The organism is Vreelandella zhuhanensis, from assembly GCF_009793355.1.
In the GTDB taxonomy this organism is placed as follows: Bacteria; Pseudomonadota; Gammaproteobacteria; order Pseudomonadales; family Halomonadaceae; genus Vreelandella; species Vreelandella zhuhanensis.
This window is the reverse complement of sequence record NZ_WTKP01000009.1, coordinates 1-17,097: the sequence shown is the minus strand read 5'-3', so window position 1 is coordinate 17,097 and position 17,097 is coordinate 1. Positions and strand designations below refer to the sequence as shown.

The 17,097-nt window shown below is 55.2% G+C and carries 14 protein-coding genes; 5 read left to right on the top strand and 9 right to left on the bottom strand.

Going from position 1 to position 17,097, the window contains the following annotated elements:
* Nucleotides 1–3: 3 nt before the first annotated feature.
* The 3 genes from GPM19_RS12770 to gbca form a co-directional block, all read right to left on the bottom strand.
* Complete coding sequence (locus tag GPM19_RS12770) at nt 4–507, bottom strand: TRAP transporter small permease (protein WP_319928124.1); 504 nt, start codon at nt 505–507, stop codon at nt 4–6.
* Nucleotides 504–1,535 (bottom strand): TRAP transporter substrate-binding protein, encoded by a 1,032-nt coding sequence (locus tag GPM19_RS12765; protein WP_227842426.1) that lies wholly within the window; start codon nt 1,533–1,535, stop codon nt 504–506. Before GPM19_RS12765 ends, GPM19_RS12770 begins: the two co-directional genes overlap by 4 nt.
* Nucleotides 1,536–1,922: 387 nt before the next feature.
* Nucleotides 1,923–3,209, bottom strand: coding sequence for a glycine betaine monooxygenase oxygenase subunit (gbca, locus tag GPM19_RS12760; protein ID WP_160419408.1), 1,287 nt, complete (start codon nt 3,207–3,209; stop codon nt 1,923–1,925).
* 342 nt (nt 3,210–3,551) lie between these two features.
* Between gbca and gbcB the strand changes: the two genes are divergently transcribed.
* Nucleotides 3,552–4,658, top strand: coding sequence for a glycine betaine monooxygenase reductase subunit (gene gbcB, locus GPM19_RS12755; RefSeq protein WP_160419486.1), 1,107 nt, complete (start codon nt 3,552–3,554; stop codon nt 4,656–4,658).
* 139 nt (nt 4,659–4,797) lie between these two features.
* Here gbcB and GPM19_RS12750 read toward each other — a convergent pair whose 3' ends face one another.
* The 4 genes from GPM19_RS12750 to GPM19_RS12735 form a co-directional block, all read right to left on the bottom strand.
* Nucleotides 4,798–5,817 carry a lysylphosphatidylglycerol synthase domain-containing protein gene (locus GPM19_RS12750; RefSeq protein ID WP_160419407.1) on the bottom strand — a complete coding sequence of 340 codons (1,020 nt, stop codon included), beginning with the start codon at nt 5,815–5,817 and terminating at the stop codon, nt 4,798–4,800.
* Nucleotides 5,818–5,846: 29 nt separating this feature from the next.
* The gene (gene clsB / locus GPM19_RS12745; protein WP_202114827.1) at nt 5,847–7,043 is read right to left on the bottom strand and encodes a cardiolipin synthase ClsB; all 1,197 of its coding nucleotides are present in this window, start codon (nt 7,041–7,043) and stop codon (nt 5,847–5,849) included.
* On the bottom strand, nt 7,034–7,789 hold the full coding sequence (locus GPM19_RS12740; protein WP_202114826.1) for an endonuclease/exonuclease/phosphatase family protein: 756 nt from the start codon (nt 7,787–7,789) through the stop codon (nt 7,034–7,036). Before GPM19_RS12740 ends, clsB begins: the two co-directional genes overlap by 10 nt.
* A gap of 121 nt (nt 7,790–7,910) precedes the next feature.
* A complete protein-coding gene (locus GPM19_RS12735) occupies nt 7,911–8,654 on the bottom strand; it encodes a PRC-barrel domain-containing protein (RefSeq protein ID WP_160419404.1) in 744 nt (247 codons plus the stop codon).
* A 307-nt stretch (nt 8,655–8,961) separates the two neighbouring features.
* On the opposite strand from GPM19_RS12735, the gene GPM19_RS12730 reads away from it, so the two are divergent.
* Nucleotides 8,962–10,122, top strand: coding sequence for an RNA-guided endonuclease TnpB family protein (locus GPM19_RS12730; protein WP_160419403.1), 1,161 nt, complete (start codon nt 8,962–8,964; stop codon nt 10,120–10,122).
* Between the two features lie 96 nt (nt 10,123–10,218).
* Here GPM19_RS12730 and GPM19_RS12725 read toward each other — a convergent pair whose 3' ends face one another.
* Entirely contained in the window at nt 10,219–10,392 is a 174-nt protein-coding gene (locus GPM19_RS12725) for a DUF1289 domain-containing protein (RefSeq protein WP_160419485.1), read from the bottom strand.
* Between the two features lie 211 nt (nt 10,393–10,603).
* Between GPM19_RS12725 and otsB the strand changes: the two genes are divergently transcribed.
* Both otsB and GPM19_RS12715 read left to right on the top strand, forming a co-directional pair.
* The gene (otsB, locus tag GPM19_RS12720) at nt 10,604–12,220 is read left to right on the top strand and encodes a trehalose-phosphatase (protein ID WP_227842424.1); all 1,617 of its coding nucleotides are present in this window, start codon (nt 10,604–10,606) and stop codon (nt 12,218–12,220) included.
* The gene (locus GPM19_RS12715) at nt 12,217–14,661 is read left to right on the top strand and encodes a glycoside hydrolase family 65 protein (protein ID WP_160419402.1); all 2,445 of its coding nucleotides are present in this window, start codon (nt 12,217–12,219) and stop codon (nt 14,659–14,661) included. The genes otsB and GPM19_RS12715 overlap by 4 nt, the downstream gene beginning before the upstream one ends.
* A gap of 20 nt (nt 14,662–14,681) precedes the next feature.
* Here GPM19_RS12715 and GPM19_RS12710 read toward each other — a convergent pair whose 3' ends face one another.
* Nucleotides 14,682–15,779, bottom strand: a complete 1,098-nt coding sequence (locus GPM19_RS12710) for an NAD(P)H-dependent flavin oxidoreductase (RefSeq protein WP_319928123.1) — start codon at nt 15,777–15,779, stop codon at nt 14,682–14,684.
* Between the two features lie 132 nt (nt 15,780–15,911).
* Between GPM19_RS12710 and rluF the strand changes: the two genes are divergently transcribed.
* On the top strand, nt 15,912–16,988 hold the full coding sequence (rluF, locus tag GPM19_RS12705) for a 23S rRNA pseudouridine(2604) synthase RluF (protein ID WP_160419401.1): 1,077 nt from the start codon (nt 15,912–15,914) through the stop codon (nt 16,986–16,988).
* Nucleotides 16,989–17,097: the final 109 nt, after the last annotated feature.

The window sequence follows — 17,097 nt, the reverse complement described above, 5'->3', positions numbered from 1 at the left end:
AACTTACATTGGGTAGGTCGAGTGTGAGCGCTGGGTCAGCAGTTTCAGGCTGCGGACCACCAGTGTCAGGCACAGCAACCACAGGCCAATCAGAACGGCACTTTCGGGTAGCCATAGCGGGGTTTCGACCATGGTGCCGCTGGTAATGCCGCGCTGAAAGCTGCGCACTACGTTGAGAAACCAGAAATAAGACAGCCAGCCGAACGCTACCAGGGTGCTGGCAGCGATCACCAACTCCAGCGGCCAGTGCCACCGAGATGGCAGCCGGTCAAGGACCAGGGCGACCCGGATCAGCCCGCCCCTTTCCAGTACATAAGGTAGACCGAGGAAGGTCATGGCGGCGACCGCATAGCCGATGTATTCATCGAGGATGAAGGTGGAGTATCCGAACAGGCGCATGACGATTTCGAGGAGAATATGCACAAACATGTACAGGATCAGTGCAATGGCGATGCCTGCCGCGAGGCGATTCAAGCCTCGCGACAACGTGGTCAGCCAGCCGATCACTGGGTGTTGCTGTTATGGAAGGAATCGAAGATGGTCTTGCCGCGCTCGCCAATGGTTTCCCGCCAGTCGCTGATGACCGGTGCAGCGGCATCGACCAGCGCTTGTTGGAACTCGGCAGGAACCGGATCGTGAATCTCGATGCCGTGCTCCTCGAGCGTGGCATAGTTGATTTCGGTACGCTCGCGAACGGCCTGCCAGTTGTGTTCATCCGTGCGTTGAGCAGCTTCGCGCAGGGCGTCTTGTTGTGCCGGCGTCAGGGCGTCGAAGGCATCCCGGTTCATGTGCACCATGTTGAGAGGAATGGCGTACTGAATGCCGCTGAAGTGATTGAGGTGTTCCCAGAAGCTGCCGTTGGCACCGGCTTCGGCCGATGTCAGCACCGCCTCGATGCCACCAGTGGCCAGCTGTGGCACTACATCGGCCCAGGACAGACTGACCGGTGACGCCCCAGCATTGCGCAGGGTTTCGGTACCGATGCGGTCGAATGTGCGAATTTTTAGCTGCTCGAGTGCCTCGATGGAAGTCACTGCATCTTGGGACCAGATGCCACTGGCCGGCCAGGGAGAGGCATAGAGCAGGATCTGGTCGTTGTCTTCGAAGACTGTATCGTAATGGGGACGGGCGATTTCGTACAGTTGATGGGCCTGCTCGACGCCATCCACCACGAACGGCAGAGAAGAGAGCAGGAAAATGGGGTCAATGCCGCTCATGGTGCCGGACAGAGTATCGGCAATCTGAATGGCATTGTCGGCTACCGCATAGAAGTGATCGCCTGATTTGAACCCCAAGGAGCCACCAGTGTGCAGCGTAATATCGACTTCCCCATCTGTGAGCTCTCTGACCTGTTCGATAAAGTAGGCATCGCCTTGAGCATGGATGGAGTTGGCATTGTATTCATTGGAGAAATCCATACGCGTGGCCGCCTGGGCAGAGGCGGCGATGCCGATACATAATGCAAGGCCTAGTCCTGGACGGAAGAATCTGTAATGGAGGTGGTGAGACATGGAAGCGGGACGAAAAAAGAACATTGAGGGTACTCCAGTTATTGTTAGACAATGCAATCATCGTCCATTGTCATTATTGAAATGTATGTATTTACGACAATTATAGGTGTATTCGCGACCGTAGTTCCGTGGCGAAACGCTACTTAGGGAGGAGGGCAAGATGCACGTCCGCATGGCAATGCTCAAGCATATCGAGATGGGATGCCCAGATTGCCGGAGTTGATGCAGGAGCTCGGTGAGAAGATCGCTATCGTGCTGCCTCCGGTGCGGGCGATGCTGGAGCGGTTACTCCTGCAGCCTTTGCGATAAAGGGATCGAGCTAGACCGAGACGCCCCCGGCTCGAGAGAGCCGGGGGCGTTTGTTTCCGAGGCGAGTCCGAATCCCATCGGGTATGGCGAATAGCGAAAGCCTCAGCCGCGGACTACCTGCAGGCTCGGGGCGCTATGCCCCAGGTTCTCCTGCATCCGCTCGCTGTACCAGTCGATGAAGTCGATCACCCCGAACTCATAGGTCTCGGAGTAGGGGCCCGGCTCGTAGGCCTTCGAGTTGATGCCGCGCTGGTTCTCCTCGGCTAGCCGCTTGTCTTGGGCGTTGGTGGCGTCCCATACCCGGCGCATCGTCTCGGTATGGTAGTCGACTCCCTCCACGGCATCCTTGTGCACCAGCCACTTGGTAGTCACCAGGGTCTGCTGAGGGCCGAGCGGTATCACCCGGAATACCACGGCATGGTCGCCCATGAAGTGGTTCCAGGAGTTGGGCAGGTGCAGGATGCGCAGCGAGCCCATGTCGGGGCTCTGCAGCCGACCCATCAGCTTCTTGCAGCCCGGCTTGCCGTCCATGGTCATGGATACCACGCCATTCAGCAGTGGCGTGCGGGTCAGGCGGTTGCGCTTGCCGATGCGCTTGAGCTGCCAGGGCACCTGCTGGTCGTCCCAGTCGGCCTGCTTCTTCGCCACCAGCGCCTTGTAGGCCGGTGTGGCGCGAGGGTCGTCGGTATCGTCGAACTCCTGCAGCGAGTTGAGCAGCTCCGGATGGGCGCCGTTGCAGTGATAGCACTCGCGGTTGTTCTCAATCACCAGCTTCCAGTTAGCTTGCTCGACAATGCTGGATTCCACCGCGACCTTGACGTTGGCCATGTCGTAGGGCTCGAGATAGTGCTCCAAGGTCACCAGGAAGTCATCGATGTACGGTGGCTGCTCGGCCAGGCTGATGAAAATGAAGCCTCCGGCAGTCTTCACCTGTACCGGCTTGAGACCGTACTGGCCGAGGTCGAAATCTGCGCCCATGTCAGCGCCGGCGAACAGCAGGCGGCCATCCAGCTCGTAGGTCCACTGATGGTAGGGACAGACCAGCTTGGCCACCTTGCCCTTGTCGCTGACGCACAGCCGGGAGCCGCGGTGGCGGCAGACGTTGTGGAAAGCATGCACTTCACCGTTGCTGCCGCGCACGATGATCACCGGGTTGTCGCCGATCTCCAGGGTCATGTAGTTGCCCTTGGTGGGGATCTCGCAGGTCATGCCAGCAAACAGCCACTCTTTGCCGAAGATCTCCTGCATGTCCAGGCGAAACAGCCGTTCATCGTTGTAGAAGGGCTGAGGTAGCGAGAGGTTTCGCGCGCGACTGGCAAGCATGGCACTGGTGGCCTCGCGTGCCGGGGCCAGATCATCGTCCAGGTGGAGGTGGGAAATTGAATCCATGGAAAAACGTCCTCGTGCAGGCCGCTTGTGCGGCAACGGGCAGATTATTGATGTTATGAGAGGCATGGCATCGTGTGATGGACCGCACACGCCAGTCGCGGTGTTGGATGAAAGCAGGATGAGTGTGGATCAGCTGGCGAGGGCAGAGTTATCTGCCGGCGACAGGCGATGATGCAGGGACGACGTCCGGATCATGAAAAGGAACGCCGGGTGGAAATCATGGGCATGCCCATGTCGCTGACAGACAAGTGGGACACCATCGATTGGCACAGAATTATGCGCAACGACAAGGCGGTGGCACCGCGGTCGGAGCCTCCCATGGTGCAGCTAGGCGACACGATAATGACAATGGACTTCCTCAACCCCGTCACGACCCAGACTTGGATCAACGGCCGCCATGCGGTGCGCTGCGTCAAGGTGATCCAAGAAACCTGGGACGTCCGTACCTTCTGCTTCATGGCCGAGCAGCCGGTACTGTTCTTCTTCAAGCCGGGACAGTTCGTGACCTTGGAGTTGGAGATCGATGGTGAGCCGATCATGCGGTCCTATACCATCTCCAGTTCGCCATCGGTCCCCTACAGTATCTCGATCACCGTCAAGCGGGTGCCGGGCGGCCGGGTATCCAACTGGCTGCATGACACCATGAAGGTTGGCGACGAGCTGACGGTACATGGCCCGGTGGGCAACTTTAACTCGATCGACTTCCCTGCCGACAAGGTGCTATTCCTCTCCGGCGGCGTCGGCATCACGCCGCTGATGTCTATGACCCGCTGGCTCTTCGACACCAACGCCAACGTCGACGTCGAGTTCATCCACAGCGCCCGTGCACCACGCGACGTCATCTACCATCGTGAGCTGGTGCATATGTTCTCGCGGATTCCCGAATTCAAGCTACATATTGTCTGCGAGCACAAGGACGACATCGGCGAGGCTTGGGCTGGCTACCGAGGGTATCTGACCCAGCCGATGCTGGAACTCATGGCGCCGGACTTCCTCGAGCGTGAAATCTTCTGCTGCGGTCCCACGCCGTATATGAATGTGATCAAGCGTATCCTGCGCGATAATGGCTTCGATATGAGCCACTATCATGAGGAGTCCTTCGGAGCCACGCCACTGGACGTGCGCGAGGACGTACTGGAGCTGGCCGAACAGGCCGAAGCAGAGGCCGAGGAAATCGTCTATGCTGACTTGCTCAGCGTCGAGTTCGTCAATTCAGGCAAAAGCGTACGCATCCAGCCTGGCGAGACGGTACACTCCGCGGCGGCCAAGCTCGGCCTGCATATCCCCAAAGCCTGCGGCATGGGCATCTGTGGCACTTGCCGGGTACCGCTGGCCTCGGGGCAGGTCGAGATGGAGCACAATGGCGGCATCACCGACGAAGATATCGCCGAGGGCTATATCCTCTCCTGCTGCAGCAAGCCGCTGGGCGACGTGGTGGTGGAGTACTGATGGAGCACTGACATGGCCATGGCCTGACTCAAGAGACCCAAGACGATCAGGTCGTAGTCAACTATGGCGTCTCGCCGATTGCCGACTCCAAGGATTGGGCGGCCTTCCGATACCTAGGGGCTATTGACGTCAACAGCCCCTAGCTGTTTTTCTTGGCTCTTTCTCGATCTTCACTGTTAGTAATTTCCGCTTTCGAATCGACGTGTTGGCGCTTTTTAGCCTTGCGCTCCAATCTTAGATAGACGATGCAAGCCACCGCCAAGGGCAACAGAAAGTAGATGGCGCGATAACCTATCAGCGCAGCGAGTATGTCGGTCGTGGGCACTTGATGCTGGAGTAAGGCGATAAAAACCGCTTCAAGCACCCCCAAGCCTGCAGGGATATGAGTCACTGCCCCCGCGATGCTACTGATGAGCAGAATGCCGAGAATATTGGGATAAAACACATCCTCGGGTAACAGAAGATAGATCAGTGCGGCCATCAACGACCAATTGACTGCGCCCAGGAGAGTCTGTATCAGTGCCAGCCGGAGCGTGGGTAAAATGATTTCGTGATGCCGCCATTTCCAAGCCCGGCGTTTGGAAAAGCGACAGGCAGCCAAATAGACAGAGGCGGCAGCCAACAACCCGAAGCCAATCAGTTGTAACCCCATGGTGCCGATTTGCCAGTTGACCGGGAAGGGGACCAGGCGCAAGGAGAATACTGTGCCGGCCAATAGCATGTAACCCAGCCAGTTGGTGATCAAGCTCAAGCTCAGGATGCGAGTCACCGTTCCCACGCCCAGTCCCAGCTGTGAGTACAAGCGGTAACGCAATACAACTCCACCGACCCAAGCGCCCAGGTTCAGATTGAAGGCATAACAGACGAAAGCGAGGGGAAGTACATGTTTGGCCGGAAGCTTATGGCCGGTGTAAGCCTTGCCCAAGAGGTCATAACTGCTGAATACCATAAAGCTGGCGGCGGTGATGCCCACTCCGGCCAGAAGTGTCAAAGGGCTGTAACTTCGCAACGTTGCGACCACCGTAGGCCAATCCACGTTTCTGAGTAGCCAGAACAGCAAGACCGGAATCAGAATAAAGAAAAACAGCGTCACGCCGCGCTTGAGCCAGTATTGCCAGGGTTTACGTGTGTGGGTCTTGTCGGTTGCGGGTGTTCTCATATCAATGCCTATTGCGGCTTCAACGCAGCTCATGCTTTTTTTTTCGTCCGCTCCACGGGTAATGATTTAAGCTTTGGAGCATGGGCCGGGTGCCACCCCACCATGGTGGGAAAGTGGCGTAGAAAATGGAAACTAACCACCATCAAGGGGGCTCGCCACCAATGTCCTTTGCCAGCCTTTTTGGGGGTTATTTTTTGACAGTTCTTATCGATAAGCTCGGTGAGATGTTCATGTATTTCTTGATTGAGCTTGACGTCGCGAATGAAAAGATTGGCTTCCAGGTTCAAATATAGACTTAGCGGGTCGAGATTGCTTGACCCCACTGTCGACCATTCATGATCGACGATAGCGATCTTGCCGTGCAGGGGATGTTCCGTGTACTCGAATATGCCTATACCGGCGTCAAGTAAATAACTATAAAGCGAACTGGATAATTGCCGAGTCCAGGGCTTGTCCGGCCGCCCTTGCAATATCAATGACACCTTGACGCCGCGACGTGCTGCATTGCCTAGTTCACGCCATATACGATAGCTGGGGAAAAAATAGGCATTGGCGATAACTATACGAGTAGTGGCCGAACGAATCGCCAGAATATATTGTTCTTCAATATCAGTGCGGTGGTTAGTGTTGTCACGAGCAGCCATTAGTATCTCTGCCTCCCCAGCAGTAGAGGTTGTTGTCTCAAATTCCGGGAGTTCCTGAACCGCCGGGTTCTCCATAAGCAACGCTTTGGCAGCGGCGCGAATATCCTTCACTATCGGGCCGCATATGCGCACGGCATAATCTTGCTTCCCCATGGGATACTTGTCAGGCAAATGATCGGCGGCGAAGTTTATCCCACTGATATAAGCTATCTCCCCATCTACTACGACAATCTTGCGATGAAGGCGGCGAAACAGATTAGTGCGCATGCCAAGCCAGCGCGGCCGCGGATCGTAGGCATACAGGTGGACGCCCGCCGCCTTCAATTCCGCGATGTAGCCAGCATCAAGATCCGCTGTCCCGTAGCCATCCACGGTCACTTCAATTCGTACCTGCCTGGCTGCGGCTTCCAGCAAGGCATCTTTCAACGCCTTTCCGACTTCATCGTTGAAAATAATGAACGTTTCGATCAGGATTTCTTGGCTGGCAGTGCGTATGGCGTCGAATACGCTAGGAAAGAATTGATTGCCATTAATCAATAACTCGACATGGTTACCTTCCTGCCATTTGAAGTTCACAGGCATATCTCTGCGATGAGCGGCACATGATCGGAGAGGTGTGACCAAGGCCTGCGGTAAAGTGCCTCAGCGTTGCGGACCGAGACATTGCGGACATAAATCCGGTCGAGGCGCAAAAAAGGCCAGCGTGCGGGAAAGCTTTTTGCAGACTGTCCATAGTGCAAGGCGAAAGCTTCATGCATATTACACTCGACCAGCACTTTATTGGCTTGCAGGCGCCAGTCATTAAAATCTCCCGCGACAATGACCGGTTCACTTGATGGTATCGTATCCAGCAAGTCACACAGCAGCGCCAATTGCTCTAGGCGATGCGTCTGGCGCAGTCCAAGGTGAACGCAGATAGCATGTACTTCCGCCTGGCCTGGGATATCCAATATGCAATGCAGCAGGCCTCGCTCTTCAGTGCCACGAATAGAAATATCTCTGTTTTCATAACGTAGAATCGGAAACCTGGAGAGCAAGGCGTTGCCATGGTCGCCCTCGGGGTAGACGGCATTACGACCATAAGCAAAATCCGGCCACATGCTGTCGGCCAGGTATTCGTATTGCGTCACACCCGGCCAGTCGTGATAGCGCATGGCATGCTCTTTATGTTCACCGATAACTTCCTGCAAAAATACCATATCAGTAGATAGAGTATTCACCGCATCGCGCAGCTCCGGCAGGATGTGGCGACGGTTGAAAAAATTGAAGCCCTTATGCACATTTATCGTCATGATATGCAGCGTTTGAAAGCTCGCGTTGGGATGCATATCTTGGTTCCTCATGGTGCTCTGACTTGTGGCAGCTGACTTGTGGCAGAGCACACGTGACGAGACCGGCCAGCTCAATTAGCGGTAATGACTGAGCTGCTTGGCAGAAATATTTAGCAAATTAGTCCCAGAGACCGTCGTATTTTTCGTAGTCGAATGGCTTCATTTCGCCAATTTCATCTGCATCATATTGCAAGGCGTAAGCCGGGTAGCCTGGCGCCCAGCCGTATCCATAACCATAAAAAGGATAAGCGTAAGTTCCGCGACCATAGGCGGTATCGGACTCGACGATTACGGCTTGAACTTCGCCATTACGTGATAAAAGCATGTTATGGACATAACCATAGCCGACGCCTTCTCCAATCGTTGCGTAGTCATCAAGTAAATCGGTGAGCTTCCAGATGCCAGGGCCGGTTTCGAGATCGTCGTCGACTTGCTGAGCCTCAGCGAGATCTTGCTCGGTAATGTAGTCATCGGACGTAAAGAGTCCATATTTGTCGACGTTATCTTCTGTTACAGGCGTTATAACACCTTCTTCATTCAGCTCAACCTCTTCCCAAGGGACCAAGACATGGGTGTCTCCCATGTCCCAGAATCCTCCCACTTGGGCGATGATGGCAGCGACCTTATTTTCCTGTGTGATAAGTACATTTTCGACACTGCCAATTTCTTCCCCGTTACCACCAAACACCTCGGCACCGAGTAAATTGTCAGCTCTTATACCGCCGGCTTCATAAATAGCCTCATAATCCCAATCACTTAATGGCCTTACTACATCTTCTTGGGCTTGGGCTTGGGCTTGAAAGGTGACAACGGCAGCGGTGATGGCTAGCGTGGTTGCACAAATATTACGTTTGTTTGACATGACAGAATTCCCTTCCTGTTAACGTATTTGAAAGCTAGAAGAGAAGTCTCTGGCTGTAAAGGAAGCGTATTTGTGACTGCAGCGAATCGATTCGACTAATAAAAATCAGCTCATCTATAAATGCTGGGCGTGCATTCAATGACAAATTGATACGTTACGTGTCGTGGGTAACGGCTTAATCAATTCGAGTGGTTTGTTTGATCAAATTGCGCGTCAAACCTCGTACTTCTAGTGCGAGGAAGGATAGCGCGAGACGCGTTAGCGCCTCTTTGTTGACAGGTTAAATATAGCGCACTAGATTTTTAGCATGACAACCGTACACCGCGCCTACCGTTATCGTTTTTACCCAACGCCCGAGCAAACTGAACAGCTTGCCCGGACGTTTGGCTGCGTGCGGTACATCTACAACCACTTCCTGCGCGAGCGCACGGACGCCTGGTTCGAGCGTCAGGAACGGATGGGTTACAACACCACCGCGAAAGCCCTCACCACGCTCAAGAAGCAGTCGGAGACGGCGTTTCTGGCCGAGGTGTCCAACGTATGCCTGCAACAATCCCTGCGGCACCTGGAGCGAGCGTTTAGCAACTTCTTTAAAGGCCAGGCGTGCTATCCCACCTTCAAGAAAAAACAGCGCAAGCAGTCGGCGACCTACATGGCCAACGGCTTTCGCTGGCGCGATGGCCAGCTCTGGCTTGCCAAGCATCAAGACCCTTTGAATATTCGCTGGAGCCGGTCGTTTTCCGGTCAGCCCACCAGTATTACCGTCAGTTGTGATACCGCTGGCCGCTACCATGTCAGCTTTTTAGTTGAAGAAGATATAGTGGCGTTGCCGGTGACACCGACGATGGTGGGTATTGATCTGGGGCTGACGCACCGTGTCATCACCAGCCACGGCGACAAGATTCCCAACCCGCGCTTTCTGCGCCGGACAAAACGCAAGCTGACGCTTGCCCAGCGCAACCTGTCACGCAAACAGAAGGGCTCGAATAACCGCGCCAAAGCGCGGCTTCAGGTGGCGAAAATTCACGCGACACTCGCCGATCAACGCCAAGATGCCACCCACAAGCTTTCCACGCAGCTTATTCACGAGAACCAAGTTATCGCTGCCGAAAGCCTCCAAGTGAAGAACCTGCTGAAAAACCGGTCGTTGGCCAAGGCCATCAGCGACGTGAGCTGGGGTGAGCTGGTGCGCCAACTCGACTATAAGGCCCAGCGTTGCGGACGCGATTTCGTCCAGATCGACAAGTGGTATCCCAGCTCAAAGCGCTGTTTTCACTGTGGACACATCACCGATAAGATGCCACTCAATGTTCGTACCTGGGACTGCTCTGCCTGTGGCACCCAAGGCATCGACCGCGATATCAACGCCGCCCGCAATATCCTTCAGGCGGGCAAGGCCATACTGGTCGGGGCCGACAAGCTCCGACAGCACGAAAAGAAGACTACCGTGGGGCTCACGGAACGTTAAGCCTGTGGAGCCTGTGTAAGACCGGCGGTGTCATCACCAAGGGCAACGGGCAATGAAGCAGGAACCCGGAAGGTGACAACCGGGAATCGCCGTCCTTCAGGGCGGCGAGGAGGTCAAGCGTTGTTCAGCGCGCTTCATCGTGAGGCTTTTTTCTGGGTACTGCATGGTTTTCCAGAGACGGATTTCCTCCAATGTTCGTCCGCAGCCGATACAAAGCTCTTTGCTAAGCTTACATACTGATATACAAGGACTATCGATTGTCTTGGGCATCATCAAAAGTCATAAAAAATGGATGTGAATAATGGCATAACTCACCTTAAAGGTGAAATTAGATGTCTTCATGCTCAGGTGAATTTTTTGGCCCTACATGATTGAATCTAGCGGATTGCACCGGGAAAAGTCGAATCGCTTCTCATCGGCCATATGTCGTCTAGGATGATAAGAATCAGCCATCTTGCTACTGGACATGCCGGGGTTCGCCATGATGCAAAAAGCCGACAGTGCCAAGCACGGTTTCAATCTTGCTTCTTTCAGTGCGGGTGTATTCGATCTCGACGGTGTCGTGACGGACACCGCCAATGTGCACTGTGCAGCCTGGAAACAGCTTTTCGACGATTATCTGCGTAGCCGCGCGCAAGCGAAGGGCGAGCGGTTCGAACCCTTTAATGCCGATGTGGATTACCCACGTTACGTTGACGGCAAACCTCGCTACCAGGGAGTAGAGAGTTTTCTGGCATCCCGCTCGATTACCCTGGCGTATGGCTCGCCTGATGATCCACCTGGATATGAGACGGTCTGTGGGCTGGGGAATCTCAAGGATCGACTGTTTGGTGAGCGTCTGAAAAAAGACGGGGTTGACGTCTTCGATTCCTCTGTAGCGCTTATCCAGCATCTGCGAGGTGCGGGGCTGAAGATAGCATTGGTTTCATCGAGCAAGAACGCCGCGGCTGTGCTGGAAACCGCCGGTTTGAGCCAGCTGTTTGATGCTCGTGTGGATGGCAACGACATCGAGCGCAGGAAGCTGAAGGGCAAACCCGACCCGGATATCTTTTTATTGGCAGCAAACTTGTTGGAGGTCTCGCCGAGCGGTGCCTTTGCGGTAGAGGATGCGTTATCCGGTGTCGAGGCGGCACGCGCCGCTGGTTACGCGCTGGTGGTGGGGGTGGACCGTGCCGATCAGGCTAATGCCTTGCTCGAACAAGGTGCCGATATCGTGGTTGACGACCTTGGGGAGTTGATGCCGGATAGCGCATCCAGCGAATCGACATTGCCGAATGCGCTGGCCTGTTACGAGGAGATCGCTCACTACCTGGCCGATAAGCGTCTGGTCATTTTTCTCGATTACGACGGCACTCTGACACCGATTGTCGATCGACCTGAGCTTGCCGTGCTCAGCGATGACATGCGTGAAACGCTACGCAAAGTGGCTGAGCGCTTTACCGTGGCGATTGTCAGCGGGCGTGACCGTGCCGACGTCGAGCAGCTGGTGGCTCTCGATAACCTCGTTTATGCCGGAAGCCATGGTTTCGACATCGCCGGCCCCGGTGGACTGCACATGCAACAAGAACGTGCGGAGGAGTTCCTGCCTGCACTGGATCGTGCCGAAGCCGAATTGAAGCAAGAACTGAATGATATTGAGGGCGTAATCGTCGAGCGTAAGCGCTACGCGATTGCCGTGCACTACCGGCTCGTGGCGGAGGAGCATATTGAGGCTATCGAGGAAGCTGTCGAGCATGCCGTCGAAGTGTCGGCATCAATGCTGCGCCGTACCGGTGGCAAGAAAATCTTCGAGTTGAGGCCAGCGCTATCTTGGGACAAGGGCAAGGCCCTAAGTTGGCTGCTTGATGCGTTGGTACACAGTGGGGAAGTTGAGCCGGGTGATAAAGATATTCTGCCGCTTTATTTCGGGGACGATGAAACGGACGAAGACGCTTTCAAGGTCTTGCGTGAAGGGCAGGGGCAGGGGCATGAGCAGGGGCTTGGGTTGCTGGTGGCCGAGGCCCCCCAGTCAACCGAGGCTCACTATTGGCTTGAAGACCCCCAGGCGGTCGGGCGTTTTCTGCAGCGCCTTTGCAATGCCGATGGAGAACTGCCATGAGCGACTGGACACTCGATTATGCCGGCTTCGATGCCCACGAGGAAGGGCTTCGCGAAGCGCTATGTACCTTGGGGAACGGCTATTTTGCTACCCGAGGCGCGAATGAAGAGGCCGAAGCGGGTGACATTCATTATCCGGGTACCTACCTTGCTGGAGGCTATAATCGGCTAAAAACCCAGATTGCCGGACATGAGATCGAAAACGAGGATCTCGTCAACATGCCGAACTGGCTAAGCCTGACCTTCCGACCCGAGGGAGGTGAATGGTTCAATCTCATGGCGGTCGAAATTCTGGATTATGACCAGACGCTGGACATGAAAACCGGCATTCTCCAACGCGATATGCGCTTTCGCGATCGTCAAGGCCGGGAAACCACGCTCGCTTCCCGGCGCCTCGTGCATATGCAAAATCCGCACCTCGCTGCCATCGAATGGCGCCTGAAGCCGGAGAACTGGTCGGGACGGGTTACCGTGCGCTCCGCACTTGACGGGCGCGTCATCAATGCCGGCGTGACGCGGTATCGTGAATTGGCAAGCACTCATTTGGCCCCTCTGAGCAGCGAACAGCTCGATGAGCACACCATCCGTCTGCTGGTCGAAACCAACCAGTCTCATCTGCGTGTGGCTCAGGCCGCACGGACTCAAGCGTACCTCGGTGAGCGCCAGGTGGATGCCGAGCGTGGGCTCGTGCAGGAGACCGGCTACATTGCGCAGGAGTTGAGCTTCGAGGCCAACCAGGGTCAGGAGATGCGCATTGAAAAGGTGATAGCCATGCATACGTCCCGGGACCGGGCTATCTCGGAACCGGGGCTTGCCGTGAGTCATTCGGTTGCCCAGGCAGGGCCGTTTGCCGAGCTGTTGGCAAGCCATGCCCAGAAATGGCAGCATCTTTGGTATCGCTGTGATTTAGTGCTCAAGGGTGGGGGGCGCTCCCAGAAAATCTTGCGGTTGCATATTTTTCACCTGCTGCAGACCGTCTCGCCCCACGTGGTTGACCTGGACGTCGGCGTGCCGGCACGCGGTCTGCATGGTGAGGCTTACCGTGGCCACATCTTCTGGGATGAGTTGTTTATCTTTCCGTTTCTCAACTTTCGCATACCCGAGATTACGCGTGCCTTGCTGCGTTACCGTTATCGTCGCTTGGGAGAAGCCCGCCGCCTGGCGCGAAAAGCGGGATATCGCGGCGCCATGTATCCCTGGCAAAGCGGCAGTAGTGGACGTGAAGAAAGTCAGATGCTGCATCTCAACCCTAAGTCGGGGCGTTGGATTGCGGATCATAGTCATCTGCAACGCCACGTGAACGCCGCCATCGCCTTCAATGTATGGCGCTATTATGAAGTAACCGAGGACTACGAGTTTCTCTCCTATTATGGGGCTGAGTTGCTGGTGGAAATTGCACGTTTCTGGGCCAGTTGCGCCAGCTGGAATGCTCGCCGCAAGCGCTACGATATCTGTGGCGTGATGGGACCAGACGAATTTCATGACCGTTATCCTTGGGCAGACGAACCCGGGTTGGATAACAATGCCTATACCAATCTGATGGTGGCTTGGGTGCTGCGACGGGCTGACGATGCCTTGGGGCGAGTCGGTGCTGAACGCCGTCAGGAGCTGTGTGCAACATTGGCAGTGACCGACCAGGAAATTGCGACATGGGAGGCAATCAGCCACAAGCTCTTCGTCCCGTTTCACGAGGGTGTCATCAGCCAGTTCGAGGGCTATGAGCGCCTCGAAGAGTTCGATTGGAAAAAGTATCAAAGCCAGTACGGGGACATCCATCGCCTGGATCGGCTTCTCGAGGCTGAGGGAGATACGGCCAATCGCTACAAGGCGTCCAAGCAGGCCGATGCCCTGATGCTGTTTTATCTTTTTTCCGCTGATGAACTCAGCGATCTTTTCCAGCAACTGGGCTACACCTTCACCCAGGAGCTGATTCCGCGCACCATTGACTATTATCAGCAGCGTACTTCGCACGGTTCTACCTTAAGCCGCATCGTTGAATCCTGGGTGCTGGCCCGTTCGGACCGGCCAAGATCTCTGACATTGCTCAGTGAAGCACTCGAAAGCGACATCGCCGATGCGCAGGGCGGAACGACGCAGGAGGGCATTCATCTGGGCGCCATGGCCGGTACCGTCGACCTGGTTCAGCGTGGTGAGACGGGGCTAGAGGTTCGTGACGGTCTGTTGCGGTTCGACCCCTGCCTGCCCGACCCGTTACCGGGCCTGCACCTGCGCTTGCGTTACCATGGCCGCTGGATAGAAGTCACCATGAAAGGTAACAGGATGACGCTTAGCGTCTCGGAGGGAGGCGCGAAAGCCGTGCGTATCGCCGTGCGGGACAAGATTCATTCTTTCGAGGCTGGCCAAAGCCTCGAATTTCACTGTCAGCCAGGCGGTACTGATTGGCAAATCATGGATCAGAGCGAATCGGCGGATTCAAACTGAGCTAACCGCATGCTTGGCTTTTAAACCTGCATTTCTGCCAAGAGAATGCCGATAAGGTCTTTTGCTGGTAACTCCCTGGCCAAGGGTGCGCCTTGGCCGGCCCAATGGGCTGCAAACTCACGGTGACCCTTGGTCATTGCTGCGGCGTTAAGCGATTTTGCTGCGTCATAGGGGATAGGGTAGTCCGGCAATATGACGCCACCGCACTGGGCGACGTCGGTATGCATTCGGTTAACGATGCCGCGCGCCGGCCTACCCGAGATGACGGAGGTAATTTGCGTGTCATGTGCCCGAGGGCTTTTCAATTCTTCGCGATAGGTGCTGTTTGCCGAGGACTCGGGGCATAGAATAAACGCCGTTCCCATTTGAACGGCCGAGGCGCCCAACGTCAGGGCAGCGTTGATGGACGCCCCATCCATGATCCCACCGGCAGCAATGATCGGAAGCGAGACATGTGACGCCAACAGGCGGGTGAGAGGCAAGGCGCCCATTTCTTTATCACTGAGCGCAGAGAACGTACCGCGATGGCCGCCCGCTTCCACGCCTTGCGCCACGATCGCGTCGATACCCGCCGCTTCAGCCTGCCGGGCTTCTTCAAGCGTGGTAGCGCAGCTTAACAATACGATGCCCTGCGCTTTCAGTGCATCGATAAACCTTTTGGAAGGTAGCCCGAAGTGAAAACTGACAATGGGCGGCTTTTCCTCAAGCAGCATATCAAGCATTTCTTCGTTGCCTATAAACGTCTGATATATTTCGCTGATTGCCGCAGGCGGCTGCGCCTGCATCTCGCTAAAGAACGGCGATAAATGTGTCAGCCATGCCTCTTCGGTGGCCTTGTCGATTTTCGCTGGCTGATGGCAAAACAGGTTCACGTTAAAGGGCTGGGTTGTGAGCTTTTGGGTGTTTTTTAGCATCTCACGCGCGCTATCAATGGAGCTCGCACCTAGTCCTATAGAGCCTAACGCTCCTGCATTGGAAACGGCGGCGGCCAGTTCAGGAGTGGAAACCCCGGCCATGGGTGCCTGCACGATAGGATGCTCGATCCCAAGTTTCTGCAGGAAATGTTTGTCAGCCATATCTACTTTTCCTTTGTGTTTGCCGACGTGCCGCCAGGCCATGGTGACCCTCTTTGCCTGGTTAGGGTATCCTTAGAGTTCTTAAATTGATTGTTGGCCGATGATGGCTTTTCTCGCCGAGCATGCTGCGAGTGGCCGGGTTTTTCTCTTATTCAGGTTTGGTGGCAAAACAACATGATGCTGAAAACTTCGACTCGTATCAATAAATACATCAGCGAAAGCGGCCTGTGTTCCAGGCGCGAGGCCGATCGTTTTGTTGAGCAGGGCAACGTTTACATCAATGGAAAACGTGCCACCACGGGTGACCAGGTTTTTTCAGGCGACCTGGTTAAAGTAAATGGCCAAACCATCGAGCCGCAGGAAGAAGACGACTTGATTCTCATCGCGCTGAACAAGCCGGTGGGCATCGTCAGCACCACGGAGCCGAGCGAAAAGGACAATATCGTCGATTTTGTTAAACACGGCGCGCGTATCTTTCCAATCGGCCGCCTGGACAAGGATTCCCAAGGGCTTATTTTTCTGACGAACAATGGGGATCTGGTCAACAAGATCCTTCGCGCCAATAACAGCCACGAAAAGGAATATCAGGTAACGGTCAACAAACCGATTACCGACGAGTTCATTGCGGGCATGAGTGGTGGGGTGCCTATCCTGGGGAAAGTTACCAAGAAATGCCCGGTGGTCAAGCAATCGGCTAACGTCTTCACGATTACGCTGGTGCAAGGCTTAAACCGCCAGATTCGCCGAATGTGCGAATATTTTGGTTATGAGGTCACTCAGCTTATTCGCTACCGGATCATGAACGTTTCGCTAAAGGGACTGGCGTTGGGCGATTGGCGTGATTTAACCCAGCGTGAAGTGGAAACAATTATCGCCTTGACGGAACAGTCGACTTCCCAAGCAGACATGCAAGCCAGCCCCTCAGGAGGCAAAGCCTCGGAGAAAAAAGCGCCCGCCAACAAAAGGTCCGCTTCCAAAGCCCAGCCCGGTTCAAAGCCCAAAGCTGGTTCAAAGTCTAAACCGGGCTCTAAGCTTAAGCCCGGCGCGAAATTCAAATCCGGTGGTGCCAAACCAAAAACTGGCGCAACACCAAAAGCTGCAGCCAACTCCAAGCCTGCATCGAAAGCAAAACCTAAATCCAGTGGCAAGCCAGGGACCAAGCCTCAAGCCGTCCGGGGAAAAAAGTCGGGGCCGCCCGGCGCCAAGCCGAAAACCCGAGGCAATACGCGCCGCGCCAAACCCAATAAATAAACTTAGCTGCTTTCTTTAAAGCGATAAATGCTTTGAACCCTCCGACGATTCATTCAAAGAATAGAATCGCGGATTCCCATCACTCTCACGCGCTTTGTTGCCAGAGCGT